The sequence below is a fragment of the Frankia sp. QA3 genome (genome assembly GCF_000262465.1).
Taxonomy (GTDB): Bacteria; Actinomycetota; Actinomycetes; order Frankiales; family Frankiaceae; genus Frankia.
This window is the reverse complement of the sequence record NZ_CM001489.1, coordinates 4,302,326-4,326,821: the sequence shown is the minus strand read 5'-3', so window position 1 is coordinate 4,326,821 and position 24,496 is coordinate 4,302,326. Positions and strand designations below refer to the sequence as shown.

The 24,496-nt window shown below is 72.1% G+C and carries 18 protein-coding genes and 1 pseudogene; 6 read left to right on the top strand and 13 right to left on the bottom strand.

Annotated features, from left to right (window positions below; genetic code table 11):
• Positions 1-5: 5 nt before the first annotated feature.
• The 3 genes from FRAQA3DRAFT_RS17640 to FRAQA3DRAFT_RS17635 all read right to left on the bottom strand — a co-directional run bounded on the left by FRAQA3DRAFT_RS17640 (position 6) and on the right by FRAQA3DRAFT_RS17635 (position 3,859).
• Positions 6-1,766, bottom strand: a complete 1,761-nt coding sequence (locus FRAQA3DRAFT_RS17640; protein WP_009740406.1) for a biotin carboxylase N-terminal domain-containing protein — start codon at positions 1,764-1,766, stop codon at positions 6-8.
• A 115-nt stretch (positions 1,767-1,881) separates the two neighbouring features.
• Positions 1,882-2,049, bottom strand: a complete 168-nt coding sequence (locus FRAQA3DRAFT_RS33295; RefSeq protein ID WP_232292135.1) for an acyl-CoA carboxylase epsilon subunit — start codon at positions 2,047-2,049, stop codon at positions 1,882-1,884.
• 214 nt (positions 2,050-2,263) lie between these two features.
• On the bottom strand, positions 2,264-3,859 hold the full coding sequence (locus FRAQA3DRAFT_RS17635) for an acyl-CoA carboxylase subunit beta (protein WP_009740404.1): 1,596 nt from the start codon (positions 3,857-3,859) through the stop codon (positions 2,264-2,266).
• A gap of 609 nt (positions 3,860-4,468) precedes the next feature.
• Between FRAQA3DRAFT_RS17635 and FRAQA3DRAFT_RS17630 the strand changes: the two genes are divergently transcribed.
• Both FRAQA3DRAFT_RS17630 and FRAQA3DRAFT_RS17625 read left to right on the top strand, forming a co-directional pair.
• Positions 4,469-5,236: a biotin--[acetyl-CoA-carboxylase] ligase gene (locus FRAQA3DRAFT_RS17630; protein ID WP_009740403.1), complete on the top strand. Its 768-nt coding sequence runs from the start codon at positions 4,469-4,471 to the stop codon at positions 5,234-5,236.
• A gap of 66 nt (positions 5,237-5,302) precedes the next feature.
• On the top strand, positions 5,303-5,836 hold the full coding sequence (locus tag FRAQA3DRAFT_RS17625; RefSeq protein ID WP_009740402.1) for a PH domain-containing protein: 534 nt from the start codon (positions 5,303-5,305) through the stop codon (positions 5,834-5,836).
• A 35-nt stretch (positions 5,837-5,871) separates the two neighbouring features.
• On the opposite strand, the gene FRAQA3DRAFT_RS17620 is transcribed toward FRAQA3DRAFT_RS17625, so the two are convergent.
• The 6 genes from FRAQA3DRAFT_RS17620 to FRAQA3DRAFT_RS17595 form a co-directional block, all read right to left on the bottom strand.
• A complete protein-coding gene (locus tag FRAQA3DRAFT_RS17620) occupies positions 5,872-6,582 on the bottom strand; it encodes a hypothetical protein (RefSeq protein WP_157467459.1) in 711 nt (236 codons plus the stop codon).
• Positions 6,583-6,609: 27 nt separating this feature from the next.
• On the bottom strand, positions 6,610-6,978 hold the full coding sequence (locus tag FRAQA3DRAFT_RS17615; protein WP_009740400.1) for a hypothetical protein: 369 nt from the start codon (positions 6,976-6,978) through the stop codon (positions 6,610-6,612).
• A complete protein-coding gene (locus tag FRAQA3DRAFT_RS34180; RefSeq protein ID WP_009740399.1) occupies positions 6,975-7,463 on the bottom strand; it encodes a hypothetical protein in 489 nt (162 codons plus the stop codon). Before FRAQA3DRAFT_RS34180 ends, FRAQA3DRAFT_RS17615 begins: the two co-directional genes overlap by 4 nt.
• A 1,671-nt stretch (positions 7,464-9,134) precedes the next feature.
• Positions 9,135-10,592 (bottom strand): hypothetical protein, encoded by a 1,458-nt coding sequence (locus FRAQA3DRAFT_RS17605; protein ID WP_009740397.1) that lies wholly within the window; start codon positions 10,590-10,592, stop codon positions 9,135-9,137.
• Between the two features lie 358 nt (positions 10,593-10,950).
• The gene (locus tag FRAQA3DRAFT_RS17600; RefSeq protein WP_232292133.1) at positions 10,951-11,424 is read right to left on the bottom strand and encodes a TetR-like C-terminal domain-containing protein; all 474 of its coding nucleotides are present in this window, start codon (positions 11,422-11,424) and stop codon (positions 10,951-10,953) included.
• A gap of 710 nt (positions 11,425-12,134) precedes the next feature.
• Complete coding sequence (locus FRAQA3DRAFT_RS17595) at positions 12,135-12,596, bottom strand: GtrA family protein (protein WP_051054600.1); 462 nt, start codon at positions 12,594-12,596, stop codon at positions 12,135-12,137.
• Positions 12,597-12,975: 379 nt separating this feature from the next.
• Between FRAQA3DRAFT_RS17595 and FRAQA3DRAFT_RS17590 the strand changes: the two genes are divergently transcribed.
• Positions 12,976-13,617, top strand: a complete 642-nt coding sequence (locus FRAQA3DRAFT_RS17590) for a carbonic anhydrase (protein WP_009740394.1) — start codon at positions 12,976-12,978, stop codon at positions 13,615-13,617.
• Between the two features lie 27 nt (positions 13,618-13,644).
• Here the strand turns inward: FRAQA3DRAFT_RS17590 and FRAQA3DRAFT_RS17585 are convergent, their stop codons facing one another.
• The 3 genes from FRAQA3DRAFT_RS17585 to FRAQA3DRAFT_RS17575 form a co-directional block, all read right to left on the bottom strand.
• Entirely contained in the window at positions 13,645-14,988 is a 1,344-nt protein-coding gene (locus FRAQA3DRAFT_RS17585) for a UDP-glucose/GDP-mannose dehydrogenase family protein (protein ID WP_009740393.1), read from the bottom strand.
• Between the two features lie 122 nt (positions 14,989-15,110).
• Complete coding sequence (locus FRAQA3DRAFT_RS17580) at positions 15,111-16,064, bottom strand: TIGR03089 family protein (RefSeq protein ID WP_009740392.1); 954 nt, start codon at positions 16,062-16,064, stop codon at positions 15,111-15,113.
• Positions 16,061-17,614 (bottom strand): LCP family protein, encoded by a 1,554-nt coding sequence (locus FRAQA3DRAFT_RS17575; RefSeq protein ID WP_009740391.1) that lies wholly within the window; start codon positions 17,612-17,614, stop codon positions 16,061-16,063. The genes FRAQA3DRAFT_RS17580 and FRAQA3DRAFT_RS17575 overlap by 4 nt, the downstream gene beginning before the upstream one ends.
• 714 nt (positions 17,615-18,328) lie before the next feature.
• On the opposite strand from FRAQA3DRAFT_RS17575, the pseudogene FRAQA3DRAFT_RS17570 reads away from it, so the two are divergent.
• Positions 18,329-19,280, top strand: a pseudogene (locus FRAQA3DRAFT_RS17570) (RNA-guided endonuclease TnpB family protein).
• A gap of 21 nt (positions 19,281-19,301) precedes the next feature.
• Positions 19,302-21,404, top strand: coding sequence for a hypothetical protein (locus FRAQA3DRAFT_RS17565; protein ID WP_009740390.1), 2,103 nt, complete (start codon positions 19,302-19,304; stop codon positions 21,402-21,404).
• 31 nt (positions 21,405-21,435) lie between these two features.
• Here the strand turns inward: FRAQA3DRAFT_RS17565 and FRAQA3DRAFT_RS17560 are convergent, their stop codons facing one another.
• The gene (locus tag FRAQA3DRAFT_RS17560; protein ID WP_009740389.1) at positions 21,436-22,512 is read right to left on the bottom strand and encodes a glucose-1-phosphate thymidylyltransferase; all 1,077 of its coding nucleotides are present in this window, start codon (positions 22,510-22,512) and stop codon (positions 21,436-21,438) included.
• A gap of 403 nt (positions 22,513-22,915) precedes the next feature.
• Here FRAQA3DRAFT_RS17560 and FRAQA3DRAFT_RS17555 point away from each other — a divergent pair, with 403 nt between their 5' ends.
• A complete protein-coding gene (locus FRAQA3DRAFT_RS17555; RefSeq protein ID WP_157467457.1) occupies positions 22,916-24,379 on the top strand; it encodes an LCP family protein in 1,464 nt (487 codons plus the stop codon).
• Positions 24,380-24,496 lie beyond the last annotated feature (117 nt).

The following is a 24,496-nucleotide window of genomic DNA, read 5'->3' as shown; positions in this document are numbered from 1 at the left end:
CCAGATCAGTCCTTGATCTCACAAAGGACGGCGCCGCTGGTGACCACCGCGCCTACGGCCGCGGTCAGGCCGGTGACGGTGCCGCCCCGATGAGCGTTGATCGGCTGCTCCATCTTCATCGCTTCCAGCACGATGATGAGGTCGCCTGCGGAGACCGTGTCGCCGTCGTTGACGGCGACCTTCACGATGGTGCCCTGCATGGGGCTGGTCAGGGCGTCACCGGTCACCTTGGCGGCCGCCGCGCCACGTGCCCGCCGCTTGGGTGCGGCGCCACGCGACGCGGTCGACGTCGAAGCGGCGCCGAGCCCGGCCGGCAGCACGACCTCGAGACGCTTGCCGCCCACCTCGACGATGACCGCTTCCCGTGGCTCGGGGGTGGTGTCGGCGTCCGTGCCGCCGGTGAAGGCGGGGATGGTGTTGTCGAACTCGGTCTCGATCCAACGGTTGTGAATGCGGAACGGTTCTGCGGTGTCGTCGGGCGCGAAGGCCGGATCCCGTACGACGGCACGATGGAACGGCAGTGCCGTGGCCATGCCGTCCACGACCATCTCGTCCAGGGCGCGCCGCGCACGCTCCAGAGCCTCCTGGCGAGTGGCGCCGGTGATGATCAGCTTGGCGAGCAGGGAGTCGAAGGCGCCCCCGATCACACTGCCGCTCTCGATACCGGTGTCGAGGCGCACGCCCGGGCCGGCCGGCGCGACGAGCTTCGTCACCGTCCCCGGCGCGGGAAGGAAGTTGCGACCGGGGTCCTCACCATTGATCCGGAACTCGATGGCGTGGCCACGGGGCGCGGGGTCGGTGAAGTCGAGTGCCTCACCCTCCGCGATCCGGAACTGGGCGCGGACCAGGTCCACTCCGGACACCTCTTCGGTCACCGGGTGCTCGACCTGGAGCCGGGTGTTCACCTCGAGGAAACTGATCATGCCGTCCCGGGCGACCAGGAATTCCACGGTCCCCGCGCCGACATAGCCGGCCTTCTTGCAGATCGCCTTGGACGCCTCGTAGAGCGAAGTGAGCTGCTCCTCGGAGAGGAACGGCGCCGGCGCCTCCTCGACGAGCTTCTGGTACCGCCGCTGCAGCGAGCAGTCACGGGTGCCGACGACGACGACGTTGCCGTGGGTGTCCGCGAGGACCTGCGTTTCCACGTGCCGGGGCTGGTCCAGGTAACGCTCCACGAAGCATTCGCCCCGGCCGAAGGCGGCAACCGCCTCCCGAACCGCGCTGTCGAACAGCTCGGGCAGTTCCTCCGCGGTCCAGGCGACCTTGAGGCCCCGGCCACCGCCACCGAACGCAGCCTTGATAGCGACCGGCAGCCCGTACTGCTCGGCGAAGGCAACGACTTCTTCGACGCCTGCGACGGGATCCGCGGTGCCCGGTGCGAGCGGAGCGCCGACGGCCAGTGCGATGTGGCGGGCCGCGGTCTTGTCTCCGAGGCGGCGAATGGCCTCGGGCGGCGGACCGATCCAGGTGAGGCCGGCACCGATCACAGCCTCGGCGAAATCCGCGTTCTCCGAGAGGAAGCCGTATCCCGGATGAACCGCGTCGGCCCCGGACGACTTGCAGGCATCGAGTATCTTGTCGATGCGTAGGTATGAGTCACCAGGGGTCGTACCACCCAGCGCAAACGCCTCGTCGGCAACGCGCACGTGCAGCGCGTCGATGTCCGGTTCGGCATATACCGCGACGCTGGTGTATCCGGCGTCGCGGCAGGCGCGGGCCACCCGAACCGCGATCTCTCCCCGGTTGGCAATGAGGATCTTACGCACGCTGCTCCCGTCCTCGTCCGGCCTGCCTGAGTCTAGGCGAGTCGGGCCGCACAGTTCGCTCTCGTTGTGCCCGGATGTGATGCCACTGACATCCCGGCGTCATACATCTGTTCAGTTACCAGCCAGCCCGGGTGCGTACACCCGGGCTCATTCCGGAGCGTCGCCACGAACCTGCCCCGGTAGCGAGTGGGCCGCGCAGCGCCTGAGCCGGATCCGCCCAGGCGGAGCGGACGGGGGACGGACTTTCAGGCGGGACCGCGCGGGCCGAGAGAAGCGCGACCACCGCGGCGATCTCTTCGGGTGTCGCGTTCCCACGGATCAAACGCAGCCGGGGCGGGCTGGTCTGTCCGTCGTCGTCCTGGGCCACGGTCCTCTCCTCACTCGACTTCCTGCCGTGCGCTGCCTGCTGTCCGTCTCCGCCGCGCTGTTCGCCCAGCCAGCGCGTGATCGCGCGGTAGGCGGACCAACCGGTGTACCAGCGAAGGTCCGGAGTCGGGCTACAGCGGGATGTTGCCGTGCTTCTTCGGCGGCAGGGACTCACGCTTGGTACGCAGCAGGCGCAGGGCCCGAATGATCTCCCGGCGGGTCTCGGACGGGTTGATCACCGCGTCAAGGTAGCCGCGTTCTGCCGCGATGTACGGAGTCGCGAAATGATCGGTGTAGTCCTGGATGAGTTCCGTCCGGCGGGCGTCCGGGGACTCGGCCTTGGCCAGATCACGCCGGTAGATGATGTTCACGGCCCCGCGGGCACCCATGACGGCGATCTCGGCGGTCGGCCAGGCGAGGTTGATGTCGGCTCGCAGGTGCTTCGAACCCATCACGTCGTATGCGCCGCCGTATGCCTTCCGGGTGATGACGGTGACCTTCGGAACGGTCGCCTCCGCGTAGGCATAGATCAGCTTGGCGCCTCGACGGATGATCCCGTTCCATTCCTGGGAGGTGCCGGGCAGGAAGCCGGGCACGTCGACCAGGGTCAGCACCGGAATGTTGAAGGCGTCACAGGTCCGGACGAAGCGGGCGGCCTTCTCGCTGGCGTCGATGTCCAGGGTGCCGGCGAACTGCATCGGCTGGTTGGCCACGACACCCACCGATCGGCCGTCCACCCGGCCGAAGCCGACGATCAGGTTCTGGGCGAACTGGGCGTGGACCTCGAGGAAGTCTCCGTCGTCGACCAGCCGCTCGATGATCTGGTGCATGTCGTATGGCGTGTTCGGGGAGTCCGGGATGAAGGTGTCGAGTTCGGGGTCGATCTCGGCGGCCGGGTCGTCCACCGTGTCGTAGCTCGGGGCATCGTCGAGGTTGTTCGACGGGAGGAACGACAGCAGCGCCCGGGCGAGCTCCAGGCACTCCGCCTCGTCGGCGGCCTGGAAGTGCGCGACTCCGCTGCGCGAGTTGTGGGTGGCGGCGCCACCCAGCTCCTCCATCCCGACGTCCTCACCGGTGACCTCTTTGATGACGTCCGGGCCGGTGATGAACATGTGGCTGGTCTGGTCGACCATCAGCGTGAAGTCCGTGATCGCCGGGGAGTACACGGCGCCGCCGGCGCACGGGCCCATGATCAGCGACAGTTGGGGGACGACGCCGGAGGCCATGACGTTCCGGTAGAAGATCTCGCCATAAAGGCCGAGCGAGACGACACCTTCCTGGATGCGAGCTCCGCCGGAGTCGTTGATGCCGACCACCGGGCAGCCGGTCTTCAGTGCCAGATCCATGATCTTGACGATCTTCTCGCCGAAGACCTCGCCGAGGCTCCCCCCGAAGACCGTGAAGTCCTGGCTGAACACGCAGACCTGACGGCCATCGACCGTGCCGTAACCCGTCACCACGCCGTCGCCGTACGGGCGGTTGGCCTGGACGCCGAAGTCGTGCGCCCGGTGCCGTGCGAAGGCGTCGGTCTCGACGAACGACCCCGGGTCGAGGAACGCCGCGATCCGCTCACGCGCGGTCATCTTGCCCTTAGCATGCTGGGCGTCTACGGCCCGCTGCGACCCGGCGTGGACCGCGTCTTCGTTCACGCGCCGCAGTTGAGCAAGTCGCCCTGCGGTGGTGTGCGGGTCGGGAGCAGAATCCTCAGTGGACGCGGGAAGAGCCATAGGCCGCAGCGTACGACCCCCGTGGGCTCACGTGCTCGATTGTTGTGGAGTTGATCTCATCGATTGGTTGGAATCTGCGGGCTCGCTTCCGGCCGGTCGTATCGAGGGTCACAGCACCCCGCTTCTGGTACCCCCGGAGGGGAGCTCGGAGTACCCGGCACGCCGTCGCACTGGCCGACTCGTGGCATCCGGCGCTGATCGGACGGTGTGAGATCCGTCTCGATGGCCTCTTCCGCTCTCCGCGTCCGGCGCGCTGCTGGGCCGGGCGGGTTGCCGCGCAGGACCGCTCGTCATGTCGGCGGATGCCTTGCTGCTTGTTGCGGCGGCCTGCTGCGCGTCCCGATCGCCGGACAGCGCCCGCGCGAGCGGCAAGGCGTGTTCTGGCAGGCTGTCTTCGTGAGCTCGTCGTCGGATTCCTCTCCCGTGGGGCCTGCGGGGGAGCCAGCCACTCCGTCACCACCGCGGTCGGCGTCCCCGCCGCGGGTGCCGCCGCGCCTGGCGGCCGACACCTTCCGGAGTCGGCCATCGAGATCTCCCGGTGAGCGGGGTCCGCTCGACGCAACGCGGCTGACGGCCGCCGCGGCGGCGGTCGGGCTGGACCTGACGGTGATGTCGGAGATCGACTCGACCAGCGCGGCCCTGGCCCGGATCGCGAGGGGCGAGACCAGCGATCCGAACCTGGCCGGGCTCTCGCGGCGGTGGCGCGCGGGCTCGGGGCCCGAGGGCGCGACGCGCGGTGGCGGTCTGGTCCTCGTCGCCGAACGGCAGACCGCCGGGCGTGGGCGTCTCGACCGCTCCTGGGTGTCCCGACCCGGCGCCGGTCTGACCGTCTCCCTGCTCATCCGGCCGCGGACCGCGGTGTCACGGCTCGGCTGGCTGCCGATGGTCGTCGGGACCTCGCTGGTCTCGACGGTGCGGGCCGTCGCCGGGGTGCCTGCCGTTCTCAAGTGGCCCAACGACGTCCTGATCGAGGGCGCGAAGCTTGCCGGCATCCTGGTGGAGGTCGTTCCGGTTCCGTTGTCCGCACCCTCGGTGGTCATCGGCTTCGGGCTCAACGTCAACGCGGAACCGGACGAGTTGCCCGAGCGGTCCACGAGCCTGCTGCTCAGCGGCGCTCGCCCGGCCGCCCTGAACCGGACCGAGCTGCTCGGGCTGATCCTCGAAGGGCTCGTCGGCGCGCTCGCCGCCTGGGAGGCCGACCCGCAGTCCGCCCGCGCCGCCTACCTGGAGGTGTGCGCGACGATCGGCCGGGAGGTCCGCGTCGAGCTCCCGGACGGCTCGGCGGACACCGGCAGGGCGACGGACGTCGATCCCGAGGGGCGGCTGGTGGTGGCCGGTCGTGCATACAGCGCCGGCGACATCGTCCACCTGCGGTGACCGGCGAGCCGGGAGTGTTCCGACCGTCTGCCGGCCGCGGGTGAGGGACCCGGGTGTGGTCTGTCGGTGCCGGATGCGACGATCGTCACCGTGGCGTTCCCCGACGACATCCTCACCCAGGACGAAGAGGTTGTCCTGCATCTGCACCCGCATTGGGTCAGCCTGATCGTCCCGGCTCTCTGGACGGTGGTGGCTCTCGTGTTTGCGGTGCTGGGCGTCTTCTTCGCGCCCGGTGGGGTGCTGCAGAAACCCATCCAGTACCTGGTGCTGCTCGTCGCTCTCGGCGCGATCGCGTATCTGGGCGCGCTGCCCTGGCTGCGCCAGCTGACGACCCACTACGTCGTTACCAACCACCGGCTGGTGATCCGGGAGGGCCTGATCACCCGTGCCGGCCGGGACATCCCGCTCGCCTGGCTGGTCGGTGCGACGGTGGAGCAGAATGTCATCGACCGCGCGCTGGGGTCGGGAAGTCTGATCGTCGAGACGGCCGGGCAGCGCGGTCGGGTCGTGCTCTCGTGCATGCCGCACGCCGAGCGGGTTCAGGAGACCCTGGCCGAGCTCTCGGCGCCTTACCGGCCGCGGGGCTTCCCCGACTACTGAGACCACCTCGCCAGAGGGTCCCGAGGGCGGAGTCCTCAGATCGGGTCGTAGTCGCGCCACCAGGCCAGGAGCCGGCCCGCGTCGGGATCATCGGCGGCGAAGCCGAGGAGTTCGTCGTCCACGGTCCAGTACACCGCGAACCGACCCGGTCCGGCCGCGCAGAGGAAGGTGCCGCGGCGCCGGGCACTGTGCGCCCAGCGCTCGATGCTGGTCTGGCCCCGGTAGCAGTCCCCGGCGTCGGTGAGCGCCGTCGACCGGTGATCGACGTCGCCCCGCAGCGCCGCGGCGTCCCGGTACCGGATAACCGAAAGCTTCGCCGGCGCCGGCGCCTCGGTTGCGACCCCGGGTGCGCAGGTCAGCGCCGCCTCCACGCCGTCACCGTCACGGGGGGCGGCACGGCAGTCGGTGACCGCGAACGGCCGTAACGAGGCCAGCAGCCGGGCGTCGGCCGCGTCGAGCGTCGCGCTCGGCGTCGGGCTCCCGGCCGTGCCGCCGCCGGGTCGGTCGGGATTCGGACCGGCGGTGCTCGAGGTGGGCCGGCTGGTCGCAGCGCCGTCCGAACCGCCGCTCACCAGCAGCCCGACGGCAACGCCGCCACCGACGATGATCGCGGCGACGACGCCGGCGACGACGGCTCGCCGCCGGCCACCACCGGTGCCCGTGCCGCGGTGATCCCCGCCCTCACCCACCGGCCCACCTGGGCTGCCGGCGGGTTCCGGCGATGTGCTCTCGTCGGGATCCTGCACGCGGTCCGCCTTCCCGAACGATGTGACTCAGCGGCGCAACGGGTCGAACGAGTGCCACCAGTCGTTGATGCGGGCCGCCTGCGGATCGTCGGCGGTGAAGGCGATCAGGTGGTCGTCGTACGTCCAGAACTCGTAGAACCGGTTCGCGAAGAAGTAGCAGAGCCGGCTGCCACCGGTGGTCTCGGCCGGTGAGCTCCACCGTTCCGAGCTCTGCTGCCCGTCGTCGCAGTTCCCCTCGTCGAAGTAGAACGTCTCCCGGGCGCCGATCTGCCGATCCAGCGCGGAACGGTTCGGGAAGTGGAACGCCGTGACCTCCATGCCCGAGGGCGCCTTGCAGATGAGGGTGGCGTCGGCGTAGGCGCTGTCGCTGCGTGCCGGGGCGGCGCAACCAGTCATGACGGCGGGATTGAGCAGCGATCGCAGGACCTCCCGCGGGTTGCCGCCGGCCCCGCCCGCCGCGCCCGGGCGGCGGCTGCCGTCCCGGCGCCGGCCGGGCGGGCCGGGGCCTCGACGGCGACCGGCTCGCCGCTGCCGTCGCTGCCACCAGTGAAGGCGAGGATGCCGAACACGAGCACCAGCACCAGCAGCAGCCCGCCGCCCCCGGCCAGCAGACGCCGGTCGACCAGCACCTTGTGCCGGTCGGCCGCGGGCCGGCGGGCGCCCTCCCACACGTCGCCGGTCGGGGGCGCGGAGCCTTCCGTGCCCTGCGGCGGCAGCCCGGGCAGCAGCCCGGGCAGGGACGGGATGCGGCCCCCGTCCGGGGCGGGCGCGGCGGGCAGGGGGAAGGCGTCGTCCCGTCCAGGTGCCGCCGGCGGGGGAAACCCGTTCGTACCCGCTCCCGCCGGGTACGGGCCGAACGAGGCGGGACGGTGGTCCGGCACCGGACGGGCGCCACCGATCGTCGGCGGCGGGTACCCGCCGAACGATCCAGCTGGAGGAAAGCCGACTGGGTGAGCACCTCCGGCTGGGTGAGCACCTCCGGCTGGGGGAGCACCTCCGGCTGGGGGAGCACCTCCGGCTGGGGGAGCGTTGAACGCGGCCGCCTCTGGTACCGCTGTTCCGGCGGCACTGGAGGCCGGCAATCCGGGGGGCGCGCCGGCGGGTTCGGTGCCCCGGCCGCGGGCTCCGAACGGCCCGAGGAAGGTCGTGTCACCGTCCGCGCCGGGTTCCAGGTGCCCCACAGGGGCGTTCTCGACGGGGATGTTCTCGACGGGGATGTTCCCGACGGGGGCGTTCCCGGCAGGGGCGGCTGGGGGATGGTGGCCGGCGGCCGGGTGGGCGCTGGGGCGTCCGGGGGACGTCGAGCCGGGCGGGGTCAGGCGGTAGGTGAGTTCGCTGTCGCCTGCCCAGGACGGGGCCGTATCAGCGGGACGGGGCCCTGGCGGAGGGCCGGCTGGCGTCGGTGCGCCGGGGCCGGGGTTCGGCACCGGGACGGCTCCGGGGGCCGGCGGGGAACGGTCGCGGCGGGAAGGCGGGCTCGGCCGGCGAGGTGAGGCCCCCGGGGAAGCCTCCCGGGGGGCTGGCGGGCACGGGCGTGCCGGGCGGGACTCCCGGCCCGGAACCGGACCTGACCGGCGGAGCGTAATAGAGCGGCCCGGGTGGTCCGGCGAGCCCTCCGGGCGGGCCCGGGGGGGCCGGCGGCGCGGGTGGTCCGGGTGGGCCGGGCGTGCGCGACTGCTCCAAGCCGATGGCACCCGGCGGACCGGGGACGGGGGCCTGCCCGGGTGGGCCGACGGATCCCCGCGGACCAACGGGTCCGGGTGGGGGGGTGGGTCCGGGTGGACCACCGGGTCCGGGTGGGGCGAAGCCTCCCGGGGGAACCGGCCCGGCCGGACCGGTCCGCGGTGGTGCGGCGACGGGCGGACCGGGCGTCGAGGGCCAGGCGGGGACTGCGGAGGTCGGCGGGCCGGGGGGGCCGCCCGGGCCGGTCAGTCCGCCGAACCGGGGTGGCGCCGACGGGATGGGGGGGCCGGGAGGTTGGACGGGCTCGCGCGGGCCGGTGTCGGCGGCGGGGCCGGCGGGTGGAGAGTTCGGTCCCGTGTATGGCGGCGGCCATGAGACGTGCCCGGGCCCGGGGCCCTGCCGCAGCGGATCCGGGGTCGGTCCTGACCGGCCCGCGCCGATCGTCGGGTTGGTCCCGAAGCGGTCACCGGGTCCCGTCGGGGGGTAATGCCCAGGAGGCTGCAGGATGGTGCGATCGGCGTCGTCGAGGTCCGAGTCCGGGTCCGGACCGTCGCCGAGGCGCGGCCCCGGCGGCGACTGCTCGGCTGAGAGCGGCGTCTCGTCGTCGCCATTGCCGGGGCTCGGCACGGTTCCTCCCGAGATGGGTGACGGGTGCGGTCCCCAGAGTAGGCGCACCATCCTGCGAATACTGGCGGTATGGGGCTACTGCGCAACAAATGCCGCCCTATCACCACCCGCCCAGACGCGTGGCAGCAGGCATGCGGCCGGGATAGGGGGAGCCCGCTGTCCGACCGCGCCTCCTACCGTGCTCCGGACACCTCGTTCTGGGCCCTGGCCGGTGGCCTGAGCTGGTATCGGCTGCGGCCGGATCAGCTCTGCGGCACCGGGTCGAAGCCGCTCCACCATTCATACAAAGCGACGCCGTCGGTTCCGGTCGCCATGAACGAGACCAGCTTGTCGTCGTAGGACCAGAAGATGAAGTGACCGTTCTGCCGCTCCGTGCAGACTGCGGTGCCCTGGGTCTTGCTCTGGTCGAAGTTCCAGGTGAAGATCTCGCTGCCGCCCTCCTTGCACTTGCCGTTGGGCGCGGTGACCCGCGACTTGCGCACGCCGATGTCGCTTGTCAGGTCACCGGCGGTGGCGTAGGCGTAGGCGGCGACGACCTTGCCGTCGTCGGAGTTGCAGAACAGCGAGGCCAGGATGTGGTCGCCCTCGACGTCGCTGTTGGGCTTGCAGTCGGTCATCGCCGACGAGTCGAGCTTGGCCAGCAGCGCGTTCTCGGCCGGGGTCAACTCCGCGGACGCGCTCGGTGACGGGCTCGGCGAGGAGGTAGGCGTCGTTGAGGGTGTGGCCGACGCGACCGGCGAGGCGCTGGGGGAGGTTGAGACGGTCGCCACCGGTTTCCCGTCGTCGGATCCGCCGGTCAGCAGCACGATCGGGATGACGATGAGCAGCAGCACGGCGACGACGGTCGCGCCGATTATGATCATCCTCCGGCGACCGGAGCCGGCTGGGGGAGGCCCACCTCCGGGTCCGGAACCGGGAGGTGGGCCCGCCCCGTATGCCCAAGCCGGTGGGTAGCCCTGCTGATATCCGTCAGGCGCCGGATAGCCCTGCTGTTGGTAGCCCTGCTGCTGGTAGCCCTGCTGTTGGTAGTCGTCGGGCCCCGGGTAGCCGTGCTGGTAGCCCTGCTGCTGGTATCCCTGACCGTAGTCGGCGCCCGGCTGTAGGTAGCCGCCTGGTGGCGGGTAGCCCAAGGGCTGGTACCCGGGTGAGCCACCGTAGCCATCGCTGTCCGGACCGCTCGGGCCGCCGGCCCCGGGCCCCGGGCCGTATCCCCCTGCTGGCGGATAGACCGTGGTCGGCGGGTACTCGTCCGCGCCTGGATTCCGGTTCTGCCCGCCGGACGATCCGGACGGGTATGCGCCTCCCGCACCGTCTGGCAGTATCCGGGTCTGCGCGTCCTCGCCGTACGGGTCCTCGCGGCGGTGGGGGTCGCCATGACCGTAGCGGTCTTCGCGGCCGTAGGGATCATCGCGGTTGCGCGGATCGCCGCGGCCGTAAGGATCATTGAGCGGGCGGCCCGCTGCGGCGGGCGGGAATCCTGCGCCCATGGACGTGGGCGGCTGGCCGACCGGCGGCCAGCCCCCGGGGTGGCCGGGCTGGTAGCCGGCGGGGTTCTCGCCGACCAGGCGGGTCCTCTCCGCATCGTCGTCCGGCTCGTAACCGCCCGGGTAGCCCGCGTCCGGGCGGGAACCGGCTGGTGTTCGATCGACCCGTCGGGTCTCGGCGTCCGGGTCCTGGGGGCCTGGGCCCGGTGACTGCATGAGGTCCTCCTGTGCCGCGCGAAGGCGCCCCTGCCCCCGCGCCCGTCCCGCCTGCCCAGCTGGCCGAGACGGCTTCGTGGTGGCCGGTCGCCCCGCTTCGCCCACGCCCGTCGCGGCCGGGAGGGACAAACCAGGTCTTCGTCCCAGATCGGGTCCGCTGCTGATGGTAGGGCCTTTGCTTCCGGAAGGAAGGGGGGGTCGTCTTCTCGACGTACCCGTGGTAGCTGGTGACCGCTCCCCGTCCGCGGATGCGGTTGCCGCTGGCGGCCCTCCGCCCGACCGGTGGCTCCGCACCGGTCCACGCCGGCCGCCTGGGGTGGGGGTGGGCCGGCGGAACCGCCGGGCGTCCGGGGCCGGTTCAGGCGGCGTATCGGATGACGATGTCGTCCACGATCGACTCCAGGAACGCTCGGTCGACGGGTTCGCCGGTGAGGAGTATGCGCTGCAGGATGATGGCGGTGCCGATCTCCATGAGTACCGCGCGATCGACGTCCGGGCGGAGTTCCCCACGGGCGATCGCGTGTTCGACGATGGCGTGGGAACTCGCCTCGCGTTGTGTCCAGAGTCCGCCGCGCAGCGCGTCCCGCAGATCAGGATTGCGGGGCATTTCCGAGATCAGCTCCGCGATGATCCGCCCGCGATCGCCGCGGATGGCCTCGTGAAAGGAAGTCAGGAATTCGATGATGTCCAGCCGCAGGGAACCCGTGTCCGGAGTCGGCATGCGTTCCTCGGCGAAGGCATTGATCGCATCCATCACCATCGCCAGTTTCGACGGCCACCGCCGATAGATCGTGGCCTTGCCGGCACGGGCGCGGGCCGCCACCCGGTCCATCGTCACGCCGTCGTATCCGAGTTCGGCGAGCAGGTCCAGCGTGGCCGCTCGGATCGCATGGTCCCGGCTCTCGTCGCGAGGCCGGCCGCCTGAGCGCGGCGACGCGAGCGAGGACTGGGTCACGGCACCTTCTCCCGACAGCTGCGGACCGGCCGGCGCCTGTCGCGTGCGTTCCGGAAGTCGAACAGTGACGCCTGGTGGATGACCGTGAACGCGCAGCGCCGGTTTGGTCCGCAGAGCGTAACTCACCGGGGATGCTTCGAGTACGGGTTGGCGCCGGAGCGGATGGTGCTTCCAGGTGTCCGGACGGGACCAGACTTGCCTGCCTCGCGGGTGGCCGGCCTGCGGCGTCTACCCGTTCGTGACCCCGGGTGGACACCGGGGTGTGGTGTGTCGGCGCCGGTGAGGCCGGTCCGAGGTGGGGCGCCCATCGGTGTGCCGCCCTGGGCCGGTATGGCGGCCCGGAGTCGGGCCGGGGTTGTCCCGCCCGGGCGGGTCCGGGCCGATCCTGCGCGGGCGGTGGCGAAGACCGTCGCGGGGATCCAGCCTGGTCGACGGCGCCGGCCTGTCGGCGGGTCGGCAGGCACTGCGGCGACACCTGTCGCCGCGCGAGGGTTGCCGGTAGCTCGGCCGGATCCCGACGACCAGGTCGGCCAGGCCTGCCGGCGCCGGCTCCTGGGCGCGAGGTGGGCTCCGGGATGGGGCGAAGGTCAGATCCGGCCGGCGTGCTCCGGGACCGGACGATGGTCCTCCTGGTCGGTGCCGGTGTTCATGACGGCCTTGGGGTGGTCAGGGTGCAGGAACACCCACTTCTTGTATGCCCAGAAGCGGAACACCGTGCCCAGCCCGGTACCGATGACGTTGCCGAACAGGTTGAAGGCGAGCACGCCCCGCAGGTCCAGCACGTACCGGGCGAACCCGAGGCAGCCGAGCGCGATCAGCAGGCCAACGGTATTCAGGATCACGAAGAGGGTGTACTCACGGCGTAGACCGGTCCGGGCGCGGTGGTTGAAAGACCACTGCCGGTTTCCGATGTAGGAAAAGGTGGCCGCAACCACCGTGGAGACGGTCTTCGCGCTGAGCGGACCCATTCCGAGAAGCGTGTGACACAGGTTCGAAACCAGGAAGTCGATGGCATAGCAGACGCCGCCGACCAGCCCGAACTTGCCCATCTCGTGGATGAGTACCTGCATCGGCGAGCGTGTCTGCCGGTGCCTCACCACAGGCGACCTCGTTCGATTCTTACCACTCGAGGAGAGTACCGGCTGCCTCCGCTTCGGCTCGGGGCCACCCCCTCGGACGGGGTTGCCGGCGCGATCGCCGCCCCGGTCGAGACCGGGGACCCGACTGCGTGCGGTGATGGGTAGCCTACCGGGCCGTGGTCGAGTCACCGGAGAAGTGTTCCCCGGCCTACGATGAGTGATGCGACTGTTCCGCTGTGATGGGCAACGTGAGCGGCGCAACCTCGCCGAATGGGCGGAACATTGACGAACCTGGGTAGGTGGGCGGCATCCTGACTACGCGGGAGCACGGGCACCATCGATCGGGAGGATGGACCACTATGATCTCTTTCACCAGTCGGTCGCGCGGCTGATGTCGACGTCGACCGAGTACCAGAGCGCGGCCGAGGTGGCCGCCGACGTGCACGCGGACCGGCATCGCCCGGCGGGACCGGTAGGCGGCACGGCCACCGTGACGGAGCTGCTGCTGACCTACGCGGCCGGCAACCCGGCCCGGCGGCAGGAGGCCGGCCTGCCCGCATCCCCGGCCGCGCGCCCGCGCCTGGGCGTCGCGGTCGTCGCGTGCATGGATGCTCGGATCAACGTCGAGGCGCTGCTCGGCCTGACCGAGGGGGACGCGCACATCCTGCGCAACGCCGGCGGCGTCATCACCACGGACGTCGTACGCTCGCTCGCGGTCAGCCAGAACGTGCTCGGCACGACGGAGATCATCCTCCTGCATCACACCTCCTGCGGCCTGGAGAAGATCACCGACGACGGCTTCCGCGACCAGCTGGAGCGGGACACCGGCGTGCGCCCCGAGTGGTCGGTGCAGGCGTTCGCGAACGTGGAGGACGACGTGCGCCTGTCGCTGCGGATTCTGCGCTCCTCGCCGTTCCTGCAGGCTACGACCTCGGTCCGCGGGTTCGTCTACCAGGTCGAGACCGGTGGGCTGGTAGAGGTCCTGGCCTGATCGCCCTGACCGGCCCGACCGGCGCGGTCAACGCCACGGCCGGCCCAGGGCTCGGTAGGTCCAGCCGGCCGCCCGCCACCGTTGCGGATCGAGGGCTCCCCGGCCGTCGATGACGACGGGCCGCGCCACGTGCGGCCGCAGCACGGCCGGATCGAGCTCCCGGAACTCGTGCCACTCGGTGAGGACGAGCACGACCTCGGCGCCGACCACCGCGCCGACCACCGAGTCGGTGAAGCGCAGGTTCGGGTGGCAGGTGCGGGCGTTCACCACGGCCGCCGGATCGTAGACCGACACGTGGGCTCCAGCGCGGCGCAGCGCCTCGGCCACGTCCAGGGCCGGCGAGTCGCGGATGTCGTCGGAGTTGGGCTTGAACGCGGCGCCGAGCACACCCACCATCCGGTTCGCCGGCGAGCCGCCCAGTGCCTCCCGGGCCAGCGCCACCACCCGCGCCCGCGCCCGGACGTTGACGGCGTCGACCTCCCCGAGGAACGCCAGCGCCCGGCCGACCCCCAGTTCGTCGGCGCGGGCCTGGAACGCCCGGATGTCCTTGGGTAGGCAACCGCCACCGAATCCGATGCCCGCCTGGAGGTATCGGTGCCCGATCCGGGCGTCATGCGCCAGCGCGCTGGCCAGCTCGACGACATCGCCGCCGGCCGCCTCGCACACCTCGGCCATGGCGTTGATGAAGGAGATCTTCGTCGCGAGGAAGGCGTTCGCGGCGACCTTGACGAGCTCGGCGGTGGTGTGGTCGGTGACGATGACGGGGGTACCGTTGTCGATCATCCGGGCGTAGACCGCCCGCAGCCGTCGCTCCGCCGTGCCGCCCGGGGCGACACCGAAGACCAGCCGGTCCGGGCGCAGGGTGTCGTCGACGGCGAAACCCTCCCGTAGGAACTCGGGATTCCAGGCGAGCTCCGCGCCGGGCGCACCCGCAGTGAGCTTCGCGGCGAGGCGGGCGGCCGTGCCCGTGGGCACCGTCGACTTGCCGACCACGAGGGCGTCGGGGCCCAGCCCGGCCGTGATCAGCCCGCTCACCGCTGCCTCGACGTGGCGCAGGTCCGCCGCGCCGCTGTCGGGCCGCTGCGGCGTTCCGACGCAGATGAAGTGCACGTCGGCCCGGTCGACCGCCTCGGCCAGCGAGCCCGAGAATGTGAGCCGCCCGGCCTCGAGGTTCTTGCGCAGCAGCGCCTCGAGACCCGGTTCGTAGAACGGCACCTCGCCGGCGGACAGCCGCCGGATCCGGCCGGCGTCGATGTCGACGCCGATCACGTCGAAGCCCAGCTCGGCCATGCACACGGCGTGGGTCGCGCCGAGGTAGCCCGTGCCGACGACGCTGATCCGCGGATCGGTGGACCTGCTCACGCTCGGCACCTCCGCTGCGCAGGGGATCGGCGTGGATCCCCTGCGCCCCGTCGTTGCGCACAGGGAGCCACCGGTTGACGAGAGTAATAGCTACCCTCCGGCGTCGGCCGCCACGTCGGCCCCATCGGGCATCACCCGAGAAGGGGGAGGCGCAGCGCCCGCACGCCCGGGCCCGCGAGCGTGATCTGGTCGGGGACGGCGGCATCCCCGGGGCCCGCGCCACCGGGTCCGCCGGCCGGGGCGGGCGCGGCGGCGGCGATGGCGGTGACCCGCTCGGTCGCGATCCGCCGGGTGAGCGCGGCGGGGTCGAGGCGCCGGCAGAGCACGATCGACGAGCCGGCCACCAGCGGGGCGAGCAGCCCTCCGAGGAGCCCCTCGGTCGTCGCCACCGGTGCGGTGGACAGGACCCGGTCCGCGGGCCCCAGCCCCCAGGCCGCCGCGGTCCGTGCGCCGGCCCGCAGCAGCTCGGCCTGCTCCGGCGGGGGCGGCGGCGGGGCGAAACGGTCGCCGTGCGCAGGGACCTCGGCGGAGTAGTCCAGTACGCCCGGAACCGGCCGCAGCATGCGGCCACCCAGCGGGCGTAGCGACAGGGCCACCGTCTCGTCGACCACCAGATGGGCGGTCGCGTCGAGCCGATCCTCGGCCACGAACAGCGCGCCGAGCCGGGTCGTCGGCGGTAGCGTCGAGCCCGCGGCCTGCGCGCCCGCGCCGTCGCTCTCGCGGGCGGCGGCGAGGACGACCTCCAACCCCGCCGACCAGCCGGCGAGCGGGATGACCAGGCCGAGCCAGTGGGTCGGCAGGTCGACCCCGATGCGGTCGCCGGCACCGAGCCCGAGAGTGTCGACGAGCATGTTCGCGGTCTTCGCGACCCAGTTGTCGAGCGTGGTGGCGGAGAACTCCAGCCGCTCGCCGGTCGCGTCGTCGTAGAAGGTCACCAGCGGCCGGGCTGGGTCGGTGGCGAGCCGGTGGGCGAGCAGGCTGGCGATGCCGCGCACTCCCGCGGGGACGTCCCCGTCCGGCGGACCGGCCGTGCCCGCCGGTCCCAGCAGTCGGGCCGCGGGTACCAGCCGCGGTGCCCCGGTCACGGCGTGCAGGAGGTGTCGGCGGCCGGCGGCATCGAGGCACCGGCGACGCCGGCACCCGTCCCCGCGCCGTCTGTCCCCGCGCCGTCTGTCCCCGCGCCGTCTGTCCCCACGGCACCTGTCCCCACGGCACCTGCACCCGCGGCGGATGGAGTGGCAACCGTTGCCATGCCACCCGTCGTGGTAGCGGTGGCCGCTGTCGTCCACTCGCTGCCTGGGCCTGCCGCGCCTGGGTCGGAGGTGGTCGCCAGCCCCGCGAACGCGGAGCCGAGGACGACGACGAGTCCGTCCCCGGTCCGTGCGGGATCCTCGACAAGCAGGCCGCCGGGCAGCCGGGCGGCCAGGGTGCGCGCCGCGGCCTGCTGGCCCGGGGGATGGTGGATCTCGGTCAGCGTCTGACCGGTCGTCGTCGCCGTCGTCATCGGTCCAGTGAATCCGAGCGACCGCAGCGCGTCGACCGTGGCGGCGGCGAGGCCCGTACGCCCCGAGGCGTTGCGGACGGCGGCGACCGTGATCCCGGCGGGGTCGACCGTGATCCCGGTGGGGTCGGGGGTGGCCGCGGCTGGCCGTGCGCTGCCCGCGGGCCGCAGCGGCGCCAGCACCTGGGCGAGGCCGGCCTGGTCGGCGACGAGCACGGCACCGTGCGGTGGGATCGTCCCCATCCCGTCGACGGCGCCGTCGACGGGCAGCGCCACCCGGGTGGGGACCGTGACGAAGCGGACCCCGCCCGCGCTCAGCCCGCTGGCCCGTTTCGCCAGGGTGAGCAGCGCGGTCTGGTCGAGCCCCTGGTCCACCCTGAGCGCCCCGCCGACCGCGCCGAGCAGCGCGGTGATCTTTGCGGGGTTGGTGAGTACGCCCGCGCTGGTCGCCGTCGCCAGGAGCTTGGCGAGGAACTGCTGCTGGCGCAGGACGCGCAGCCGCTCGTCACCGAGGGCGTAGCGGGTACGGACGAAGGCGAGCGCCTGATTGCCGTTCAGGCGGTTCTCACCGAGGCGGCCGTTCCAGCCGGACATCGTGTCGTGCAGGTTGCGGGTGCTCCCGTCAGGCAACGGCGTCACGCAGACGGTGACGCCCCCCACCGCGTCCGTCATCGTCCGGAACCCGGCGAGATTGATCGAGATCGTGTGATCGATCTTCAGGCCGGTGAGCGATTCCAGCGTGGTGACGAGGCCGGGCACGTCCGCCAGTTGGAGCACCTCGGTCAGCTTCGCGCGGCCGTCCCGGGCCACGGCCTGTGCGGGGGGCACGACCGGCACGAGCATGTCGCGGGGAAAGGACAGCAGGGTCGCGGAGCCGTCCCTGGCGAAGTGGGCGATGATCGTCGTATCCGATCGCACCCCGTCCACGACGCCGTACTCTCCGTTTGTGCCCGCCCGGCTGTCGTCACCGAGCAGCAGGATGTTCTGCTCGCCTGCCGCACCCGCCGGTCGGGCGCCTTCGACGTCCCAGTTCACGCGGGTGAGGGCGTCGTCGAAGTGCCGGTAGGCGGCCCAACCCAGCGAGCACATCCCCAGGACGAGCACGGACAGCAGGCCGGTGACGATGAGCGACAAGCGGCGCAGGACCGAGCGGTGCCGGCGTCGCCGGCGGGGATCGAGCTCCGGCGGCAGCGGCCGCTGCCGCGCGGGCCGGCCGCGTGGGCCGCTCGGGCGGTACAGCCCGGCCGGCCGGGCTGGGCGCGGTGGTGCTGGGCGCGGTGGTGCTGGGCGCGGTGGCGCTGGCCGAGCGGGCGCCGCAAGTGGCTCCGGCGCCGGTGGTCCCCCGCGCACGTGCCGCCGGTCGGGCGGGGTACGCGGGGTGGGTGGCATCAGCGCCGGACGGGGGTGGGGGCTCACGGGGTCGCGGACCCTCCTCGGTCAGGCGGTCCTCGTCGGTGATGCCGTCGGAACGCACGCCGCGGCCGTTGTGATGATGGCGTCGTAGTGATGAGGTTTAGGGGATGGTTCATCTATTAGACCGTTCCCGGTGGGTTGTGTGTTGCCGGGTGAGCACCAGTGGGCCTGGTGTGGGGGAGAGCTTGGGGTTGCGCGTTGCCCCGGGACGCGCCCACGGCGACCGGCGGTCAGCCGCGAAGACGTGAGCCGGCAGAGCTGGGATGTCCGGGGTCGTCGGGACCATCCTGAGGGGTGAATGCTGCTGCCGTTTCAGTACCGGATAGCACTGGGTAGCGCTTTATGGTCGCGGTGTTAACCCTGGTGAGTGGGTGGTTGCGAACGGAGTCGGGCACTCTGCGGCGCGGCCGGGGTGGACGCTACCGGTGCCGCCGGGTGACGACACTGCAGGCGTTCCGGTTCGCGCTCGATCCGCACGACATCCAGGCCGCCGCGGTATCCCGGCATGCCGGCGCGGCCCGGTTCGCCTTCAACCGGGGTTTGGCCCGGGTGAAGGCCGCGCTCGCGCAGCGGGACGCGGAGAGGACCTACGGCGTTGCCGGCGCAGACCTGACGGTGGTGCCGTGGACGCTTGCCCGCCCTGCGGCGGGAGTGGAACAGGGCCAAGGCGACGGCGGCGCCGTGGTGGGCGGAGTGCTCGAAGGAGGCGTACTCCGCCGGCCTGGACCAGCTCGCCCGCGGGCTGAAGAACTTCGGCGATTCCCGCAGCGGGGAAGGGCAGGGGCCGCCGGGTCGGCTTCCCCCGGTTCACAGAGCGGGGCCGGGCCCGTGCCAGCTTCCGGTGCACCACCTGCAGCTACGGCCCTGACGGGGACCGGCATGTGAAGTGGCCAGCCAGCGCCGGGACGGGTTGCACAGGCTCACCAGCCGGCTCGCGACCACCCATGACGCGATCGTGGTGGAAGACCTGCACGTGGCCGGGATGGTCCGTAACCGGCGGCTGGCCCGTGCGGTCGCGGACACCGCGATGGCGGAGGTCCGCCGCCAGCTCGGGTACAAGACCGGCTGGTACGGCTGTCGGCTGGTGGTGGCGGACCGCTGGTATCCGTCGAGCAGGACCTGTTCCGGTTGTGGCGGGCGAAACCCAAGCCTGACCCTGTCGGATCGCATGTTCGTCTGCCCGTCGTGCGGGCTGGTGATCGACCGTGATGTGAACGCCGCGGTCAACCTGCGTTCCCTCGTCGCCGCCAGTATGTCGGAGACGGTAAACGCCCGTGGAGGCGACCAGAAGACCCCGCTCGCGGGGCAGGTGGCAGTGAAACGGGAACCCGGCACGGCTCCGGCCGGCAAGACCGGGGGTGCCTCACCGCAAGGCGAGGCGGCATGAACGGCACTGTTGAGCGCTCTCATGCAACGGTCGTTTACCCTGACGTCAACCATGGATGAGCCGGAGACGACGCCCGCCGAACGCACCGACACCGCCGGGCCGGCCGCTGCCGGCACCGCCGAACCGGCCGCTGCCGACATAACCGGGCAGACGCCGGCCGAAGGTAACCCCGTTCCGGCCCAGCCGGGTGCGGCGCGCACGCCCCGGTCAGGTGAGCACCCCCGGCCGGCTGAGCACCGGTCCCCGGCATCCGGAACTCGGGGTTCGGGACCGAGCCCTCGCCTCGCGCGCCGGGTGCGGCGCGGGCCGCTGCTGCTGGTGCTCATCACCGCGGTCCATCTGGCGATGCTGCTCAGCTACGCCCTCGTGTACCCCACCTGGACGGGTTACGACGAGGCCCAGCACGTCGACATGGTCTACGGCCTGCAGCACGGCGCCGGCTGGCCCGCCCCCGGGGAGAAGATGATCGCTACTGGGGTGGCGGCGACCTCGGACGACTACGATCGCGGCCGCTATCAGGACATGTTTCAATCCGGGGGGAAGCGGCGCGGGGCTGCCCCGTTCGCGGAGATCGACCCGACGCCGCGCGACCAGCGGAAGTCCTTCGACGCCCTCGGCGGGTCGACGCCGGTCGACGACGGGCGCCTGTCCAACCAGATGGTGCAGCATCCACCCCTGATCTACGCGGCAGGGGCGGTGGTGTTGCGCGCCCTGCCCGGCTCCGGCGACTGGGCCTACGACCAGCAGGTCTTCGTGCTGCGCCTGCTGAACATCCTGGTCGTCGCGCCGCTGCCGCTGCTGGCCTGGCTCGCCGCCCGCCGCTTCGGCCTCGGTGAGCCCTCAGCGCTCGCCGCGGCCGCCCTGCCGCTGGCCATCCCCGGATTCACCCGGGTCGGCGCCACCTTCAACAACGACGGCATCCTCATGCTTACCACCGGCGGGCTCACCGTGGTCCTGGCCGGGGTGCTGCGCGGCGATCTGCGGCGGCGCACCGCGTTGTGGGCCGGGCTGTGGCTGGGGCTCGCGCTGCTGTCGAAGGCGTTCGCGCTCACCCTGCCGGCCATGATTGTCGCCGCCTACCTGGTCGGTTGGTGGGGCCGGCGGCGCGGATCGGGTGCGGCGGCGCCCGGCGCGGGCCGGTGGCGCCGGCTACGGGTCGCCGTCGCCTCCCTGCCGTGGATTCCCGCGGTGCTGGCCGTCGGCCTCGGTCTCGCGCTCGGTGGCTGGTGGTGGGTTCGTAACTACCTGCTGTACGACGCCGTCCAGCCCAACGGCTGGGCGACCAACCCGCCGCGGCGGGAGCCGCTGCTGCTCCCCGACTCGTTCCTGACCTGGTTCTGGTACTTCTTCCGCACGATGATCTCGAGGTTCTGGGGCGGCCTCGGGATGTTCGAGCCCCCGCAGCTCTCCCCGGTCGCGATCGTGCTCGCCACGGTCGCCGCCGTCGGGCTGAGCGTGACGGCGGTCGTCGGCGGCCGCCACCGCGCCGGGCGGGCCGAGCGGTCGTCGCTCGTGGCCGGGGTGGTGGTCCTGCTGCTGCCGGTCACGTTCGCGTACCTCATGGTCGGCCAGCGCAGCTGGGCAGAGTACCAGCGGTACACCCGCGGCATCGCCGTCCAGGGCCGTTACCTCTACCTCGGTCTGGTCGGGCTGGGGGTTGTGGTCGCGCTCGGCCTGCGCCGGGCGTTGCCCGGGCGCGAACGGCTGGCCCCGCTGGTCCTGCTGGTCGGCGCGCTGCTCATCCAGGGCGCGGCGCTGCTCGCGATCTGCTCGTACTACTGGTTGCCGCGCCGGGTGTCGTTCACCCCGGCGCGGATCCCGGACGTGGTGTCGGCCATCGGCCGTTGGGCGCCGTTCCCCGTCGGCGTGACGATCGCCGTGTTCGTTCTGGCCGCGCTACTGTTCGCCGGGACCATCGCCGCCGCCGCGGTGCAGGCCCGCCGGAAGCCGGCCGTGGCTGCCGCCCCGGTCGTTGCCGCCCCGGTCGTTGCCGCCGACTCCGCTGCTCCCACGGCCCTGGTCGCCGCCGACTCGGCTGCCTCCATGGAGCCGGCTGCTGCCGCCGACTCGGCTGCCGCCATCCCGGGCGGCCCCGTCGCGGCGAGATCGGGCGCGCAGGACTGACCGGCCCCGCGCGAGATCCCGCCGGCGCCGATCAGGTCCCCGTCGTGGCGACGGAGACGCGGGAGTGGTCGCCCAGCATGAGCCGGTGCGCCTTGGGCAGGGCGGCCGAGGGCACGACCTCGACGTCCCGACCGATCAGCGAGTCCTCGATGCGCCCGATCCCGCGGATCGTCGCCCGCTCCAGGACGATCGAGTACTCGATCTCGGTCCGTTCGATCGTGCAGGAATGGAAGATCGAGGTGAACGGGCCCACGTAGGTGTCGACCAGGGTGGTGCCGCGCCCGATGATGGCCGGCCCGCGCACGGTGGAGCGGACCAGCGAGGCGCCGTCCTCGATCACGACCCGGCCCACGATCGAGCTGTCGGCGTCCACGGTGCCGTGGATCGCGGGCTCGATCGACTCCAGCAGGTGCCGGTTGGTCTCCAGCATGTCGGCCAGCCGGCCGGTGTCCTTCCAGTAGCCCTCGACCAGGTGGGAGGCGACATCGCGGCCGCCGTCGACCAGCCACTGGATGGCCTCGGTGATCTCCAGTTCGCCGCGGGCCGACGGTTTGATCGACCGCACGGCCTCGTGCACGGCGGTGCCGAACATGTAGACGCCGACGAGCGCGAGATTGCTCGGCGGGACCAGCGGCTTCTCGACCAGCCGGACGATCCGGCCCTCCGCGCCGAGTTCGGCGACGCCGAAGGCGGAGGGATTGTCCACCTTCGTCAGCAGGATCAGTGCGTCCGGGGTGGTTCGCCGGAACTCCGTGACCAGGCCGGCGATGCCGCCGATGATGAGGTTGTCCCCGAGGTACATGACGAACGGTTCGTCGGCGAGGAAGTCGCGGGCGATGAGCACCGCGTGCGCGAGCCCGAGCGGCGCGTCCTGGCGGATGTAGGTCACGCGGATCCCGAACGCCGACCCGTCGCCGACCGCCGCCTCGATCTCGGCGGCCGTCTCGCCGACGATGATTCCGACGTCGACGATGCCGGCGTCCCGGATGGCCTCAAGGCCGTAGAAGAGCACCGGTTTGTTCGCCACCGGAACCAGCTGCTTGGCGGACGTGTGCGTGATCGGCCGCAGACGGGTTCCCGAGCCACCGGCGAGGACGAGGGCCTTCATGATCTCAAACTCTATCGCGTCGCTTTGAACTAACCGAAAGTAACAACAGGTGTGGCGTCTGTTATCGGATTAAACTAGTCCCTTTTGTCCTCGTGGTGGGGTGAACGTCCCTATCGGTGGCCCGTCTTTCCTACGGCATCGGGTTGGAGGCGGGTGCGCGCCAGCTGATACGGGTACGTTGAGTAGTCGAAGGGTTCGCTAGGGCCAGCGGCCGGGACGCTGCGCGGCCGGCCGATCGTGCCATGCCCGGGACACATCTCCGGCCGCCTGGGAGGGGGACACGGTGACCGAGGCGCCGCCGCGTCCACCAGGCGATCCGCAGACGGACGGTCGCGCCGGGCGATCTCGGCGGACCCACAGCCGCCGCTCCGCGGGGGCCCGCCGGGCGGTGGTGCGCCACGCCATGCACGACACCCGTCGCGAGCGGTCCCCGCTGGGTCGGTTGCTGATGCTGCTCGCCGCCGCGCTCTCGGCCCTGATCCTCGTGACCACGATCGGCGGCTGGACCGCCTACGAGTACTTCGGCGCGCAGATCCACCGCATCCGGCTCGGCCTCGGCGACGACCGGCCGGCGGACGCCGCCTCCGGCACCCGCAACTTCCTGCTGGTCGGTTCGGACAGCCGGGCCGGCACCGGCGGCGAGTACGAAAGCCAGGGGGTGGTGACCGACGAGCGGTCGGACACCACCATGCTCGCCCATCTGGACGCGGATGGGACGACGACGATGGTCTCGTTCCCCCGGGACACCCTGGTGCGCATCCCCGGCCACGGCCGCGGCAAGCTCAACTCGGCGATCACCCTTGGTGGCCCCAGCCTGTTGATCAGGACAATCGAGAACTTGACCGACATCAAGATCGATCACTACGTCTCGATCGACCTCGCCGGCTTCAAGGAGATGACCGACGCCGTCGGCGGGGTGACCGTGTGCGTGAAGCCGCTGCCCGGCGGGGGCAGGTCCAACCTGTACGACCCGTGGTCGCAGTGGCGTGGCCGGGTCGGCGAGAACCGGCTGTCGGGCGAGCAGGCGCTGGCGTTCGTGCGCCAGCGCCACGGCCTGCCGGACAACGACTTCGACCGCATCCGCCGCCAGCAGCAGTTCATCGGCGCGGTGTTCACCCAGGCCACCTCGTCCGGCGTGCTCACCAACCCGGTGCGGCTGGAGAACCTGCTGCGTGCCGCGACGAAGGCGCTCACCGTCGACGACGGGACGAGCATCAACGACCTGCGCGCGCTCGCGACGCGGTTGCGCGGCATGTCTGCCGACCAGATCCGGTTCGAGACGATCCCGGTGCACGCGCCCACCCCCGCCGAGGGCGGCAACGCCCTCGGCGAGCTGCCCCGCTTCGGCTCCGTTCAGCTTTACGAGCCCATCACGCTGGAGAAGTTCCTCGCGCCGCTGCGCGGCCGGCCCAGCCGGGCCGGCGTGCCGGCGGTGAGCCCGTCGCCGACGGTGCCCCCGGCGAAGGTGGCCGTCGACGTCTACAACGGCGCCGGGGTGAGCGGTCTGGCCACCTCGGCCGCCGCCGCGCTGGAACGGGCCGGCTTCCAGGTGGGGCCGGCGCGGACCTGGCGCGCCGGCGTCCTGCGTACCACGCAGGTGCGCTACCACCCGGGTGCGGCGGATGCCGCCCGGACGGTCCAGGCCGCCGTGCCCGGCAGCCGGCTGCAGCAGGACGCCGCCGTCCCCGCCGGCCGGGTAAGCCTCGTCCTCGGCACCACTTTCGAGGTGGACACGATCGCCGTTGCGGCGACGTCCGCCGGCGCACCGGCGGGCCCGTCCGCCGGCGCCGCGGTGCCGGCAACCGCGACGGCGCCGACCGCCCCCGCCGCGACTGCCACGGAGATCACCTCGCGTTGCACCTATTAGCCCGGCGCCTGCTCAGCCCGGCCCCGCCTGCTCAGTCCCGGGTCCTGCTCAGTCCTGGGGCCTGTCGGTGCGGCACGGCGGAGGCTGCCGCGATGTACGCCGACTGGTCTGCCAGAC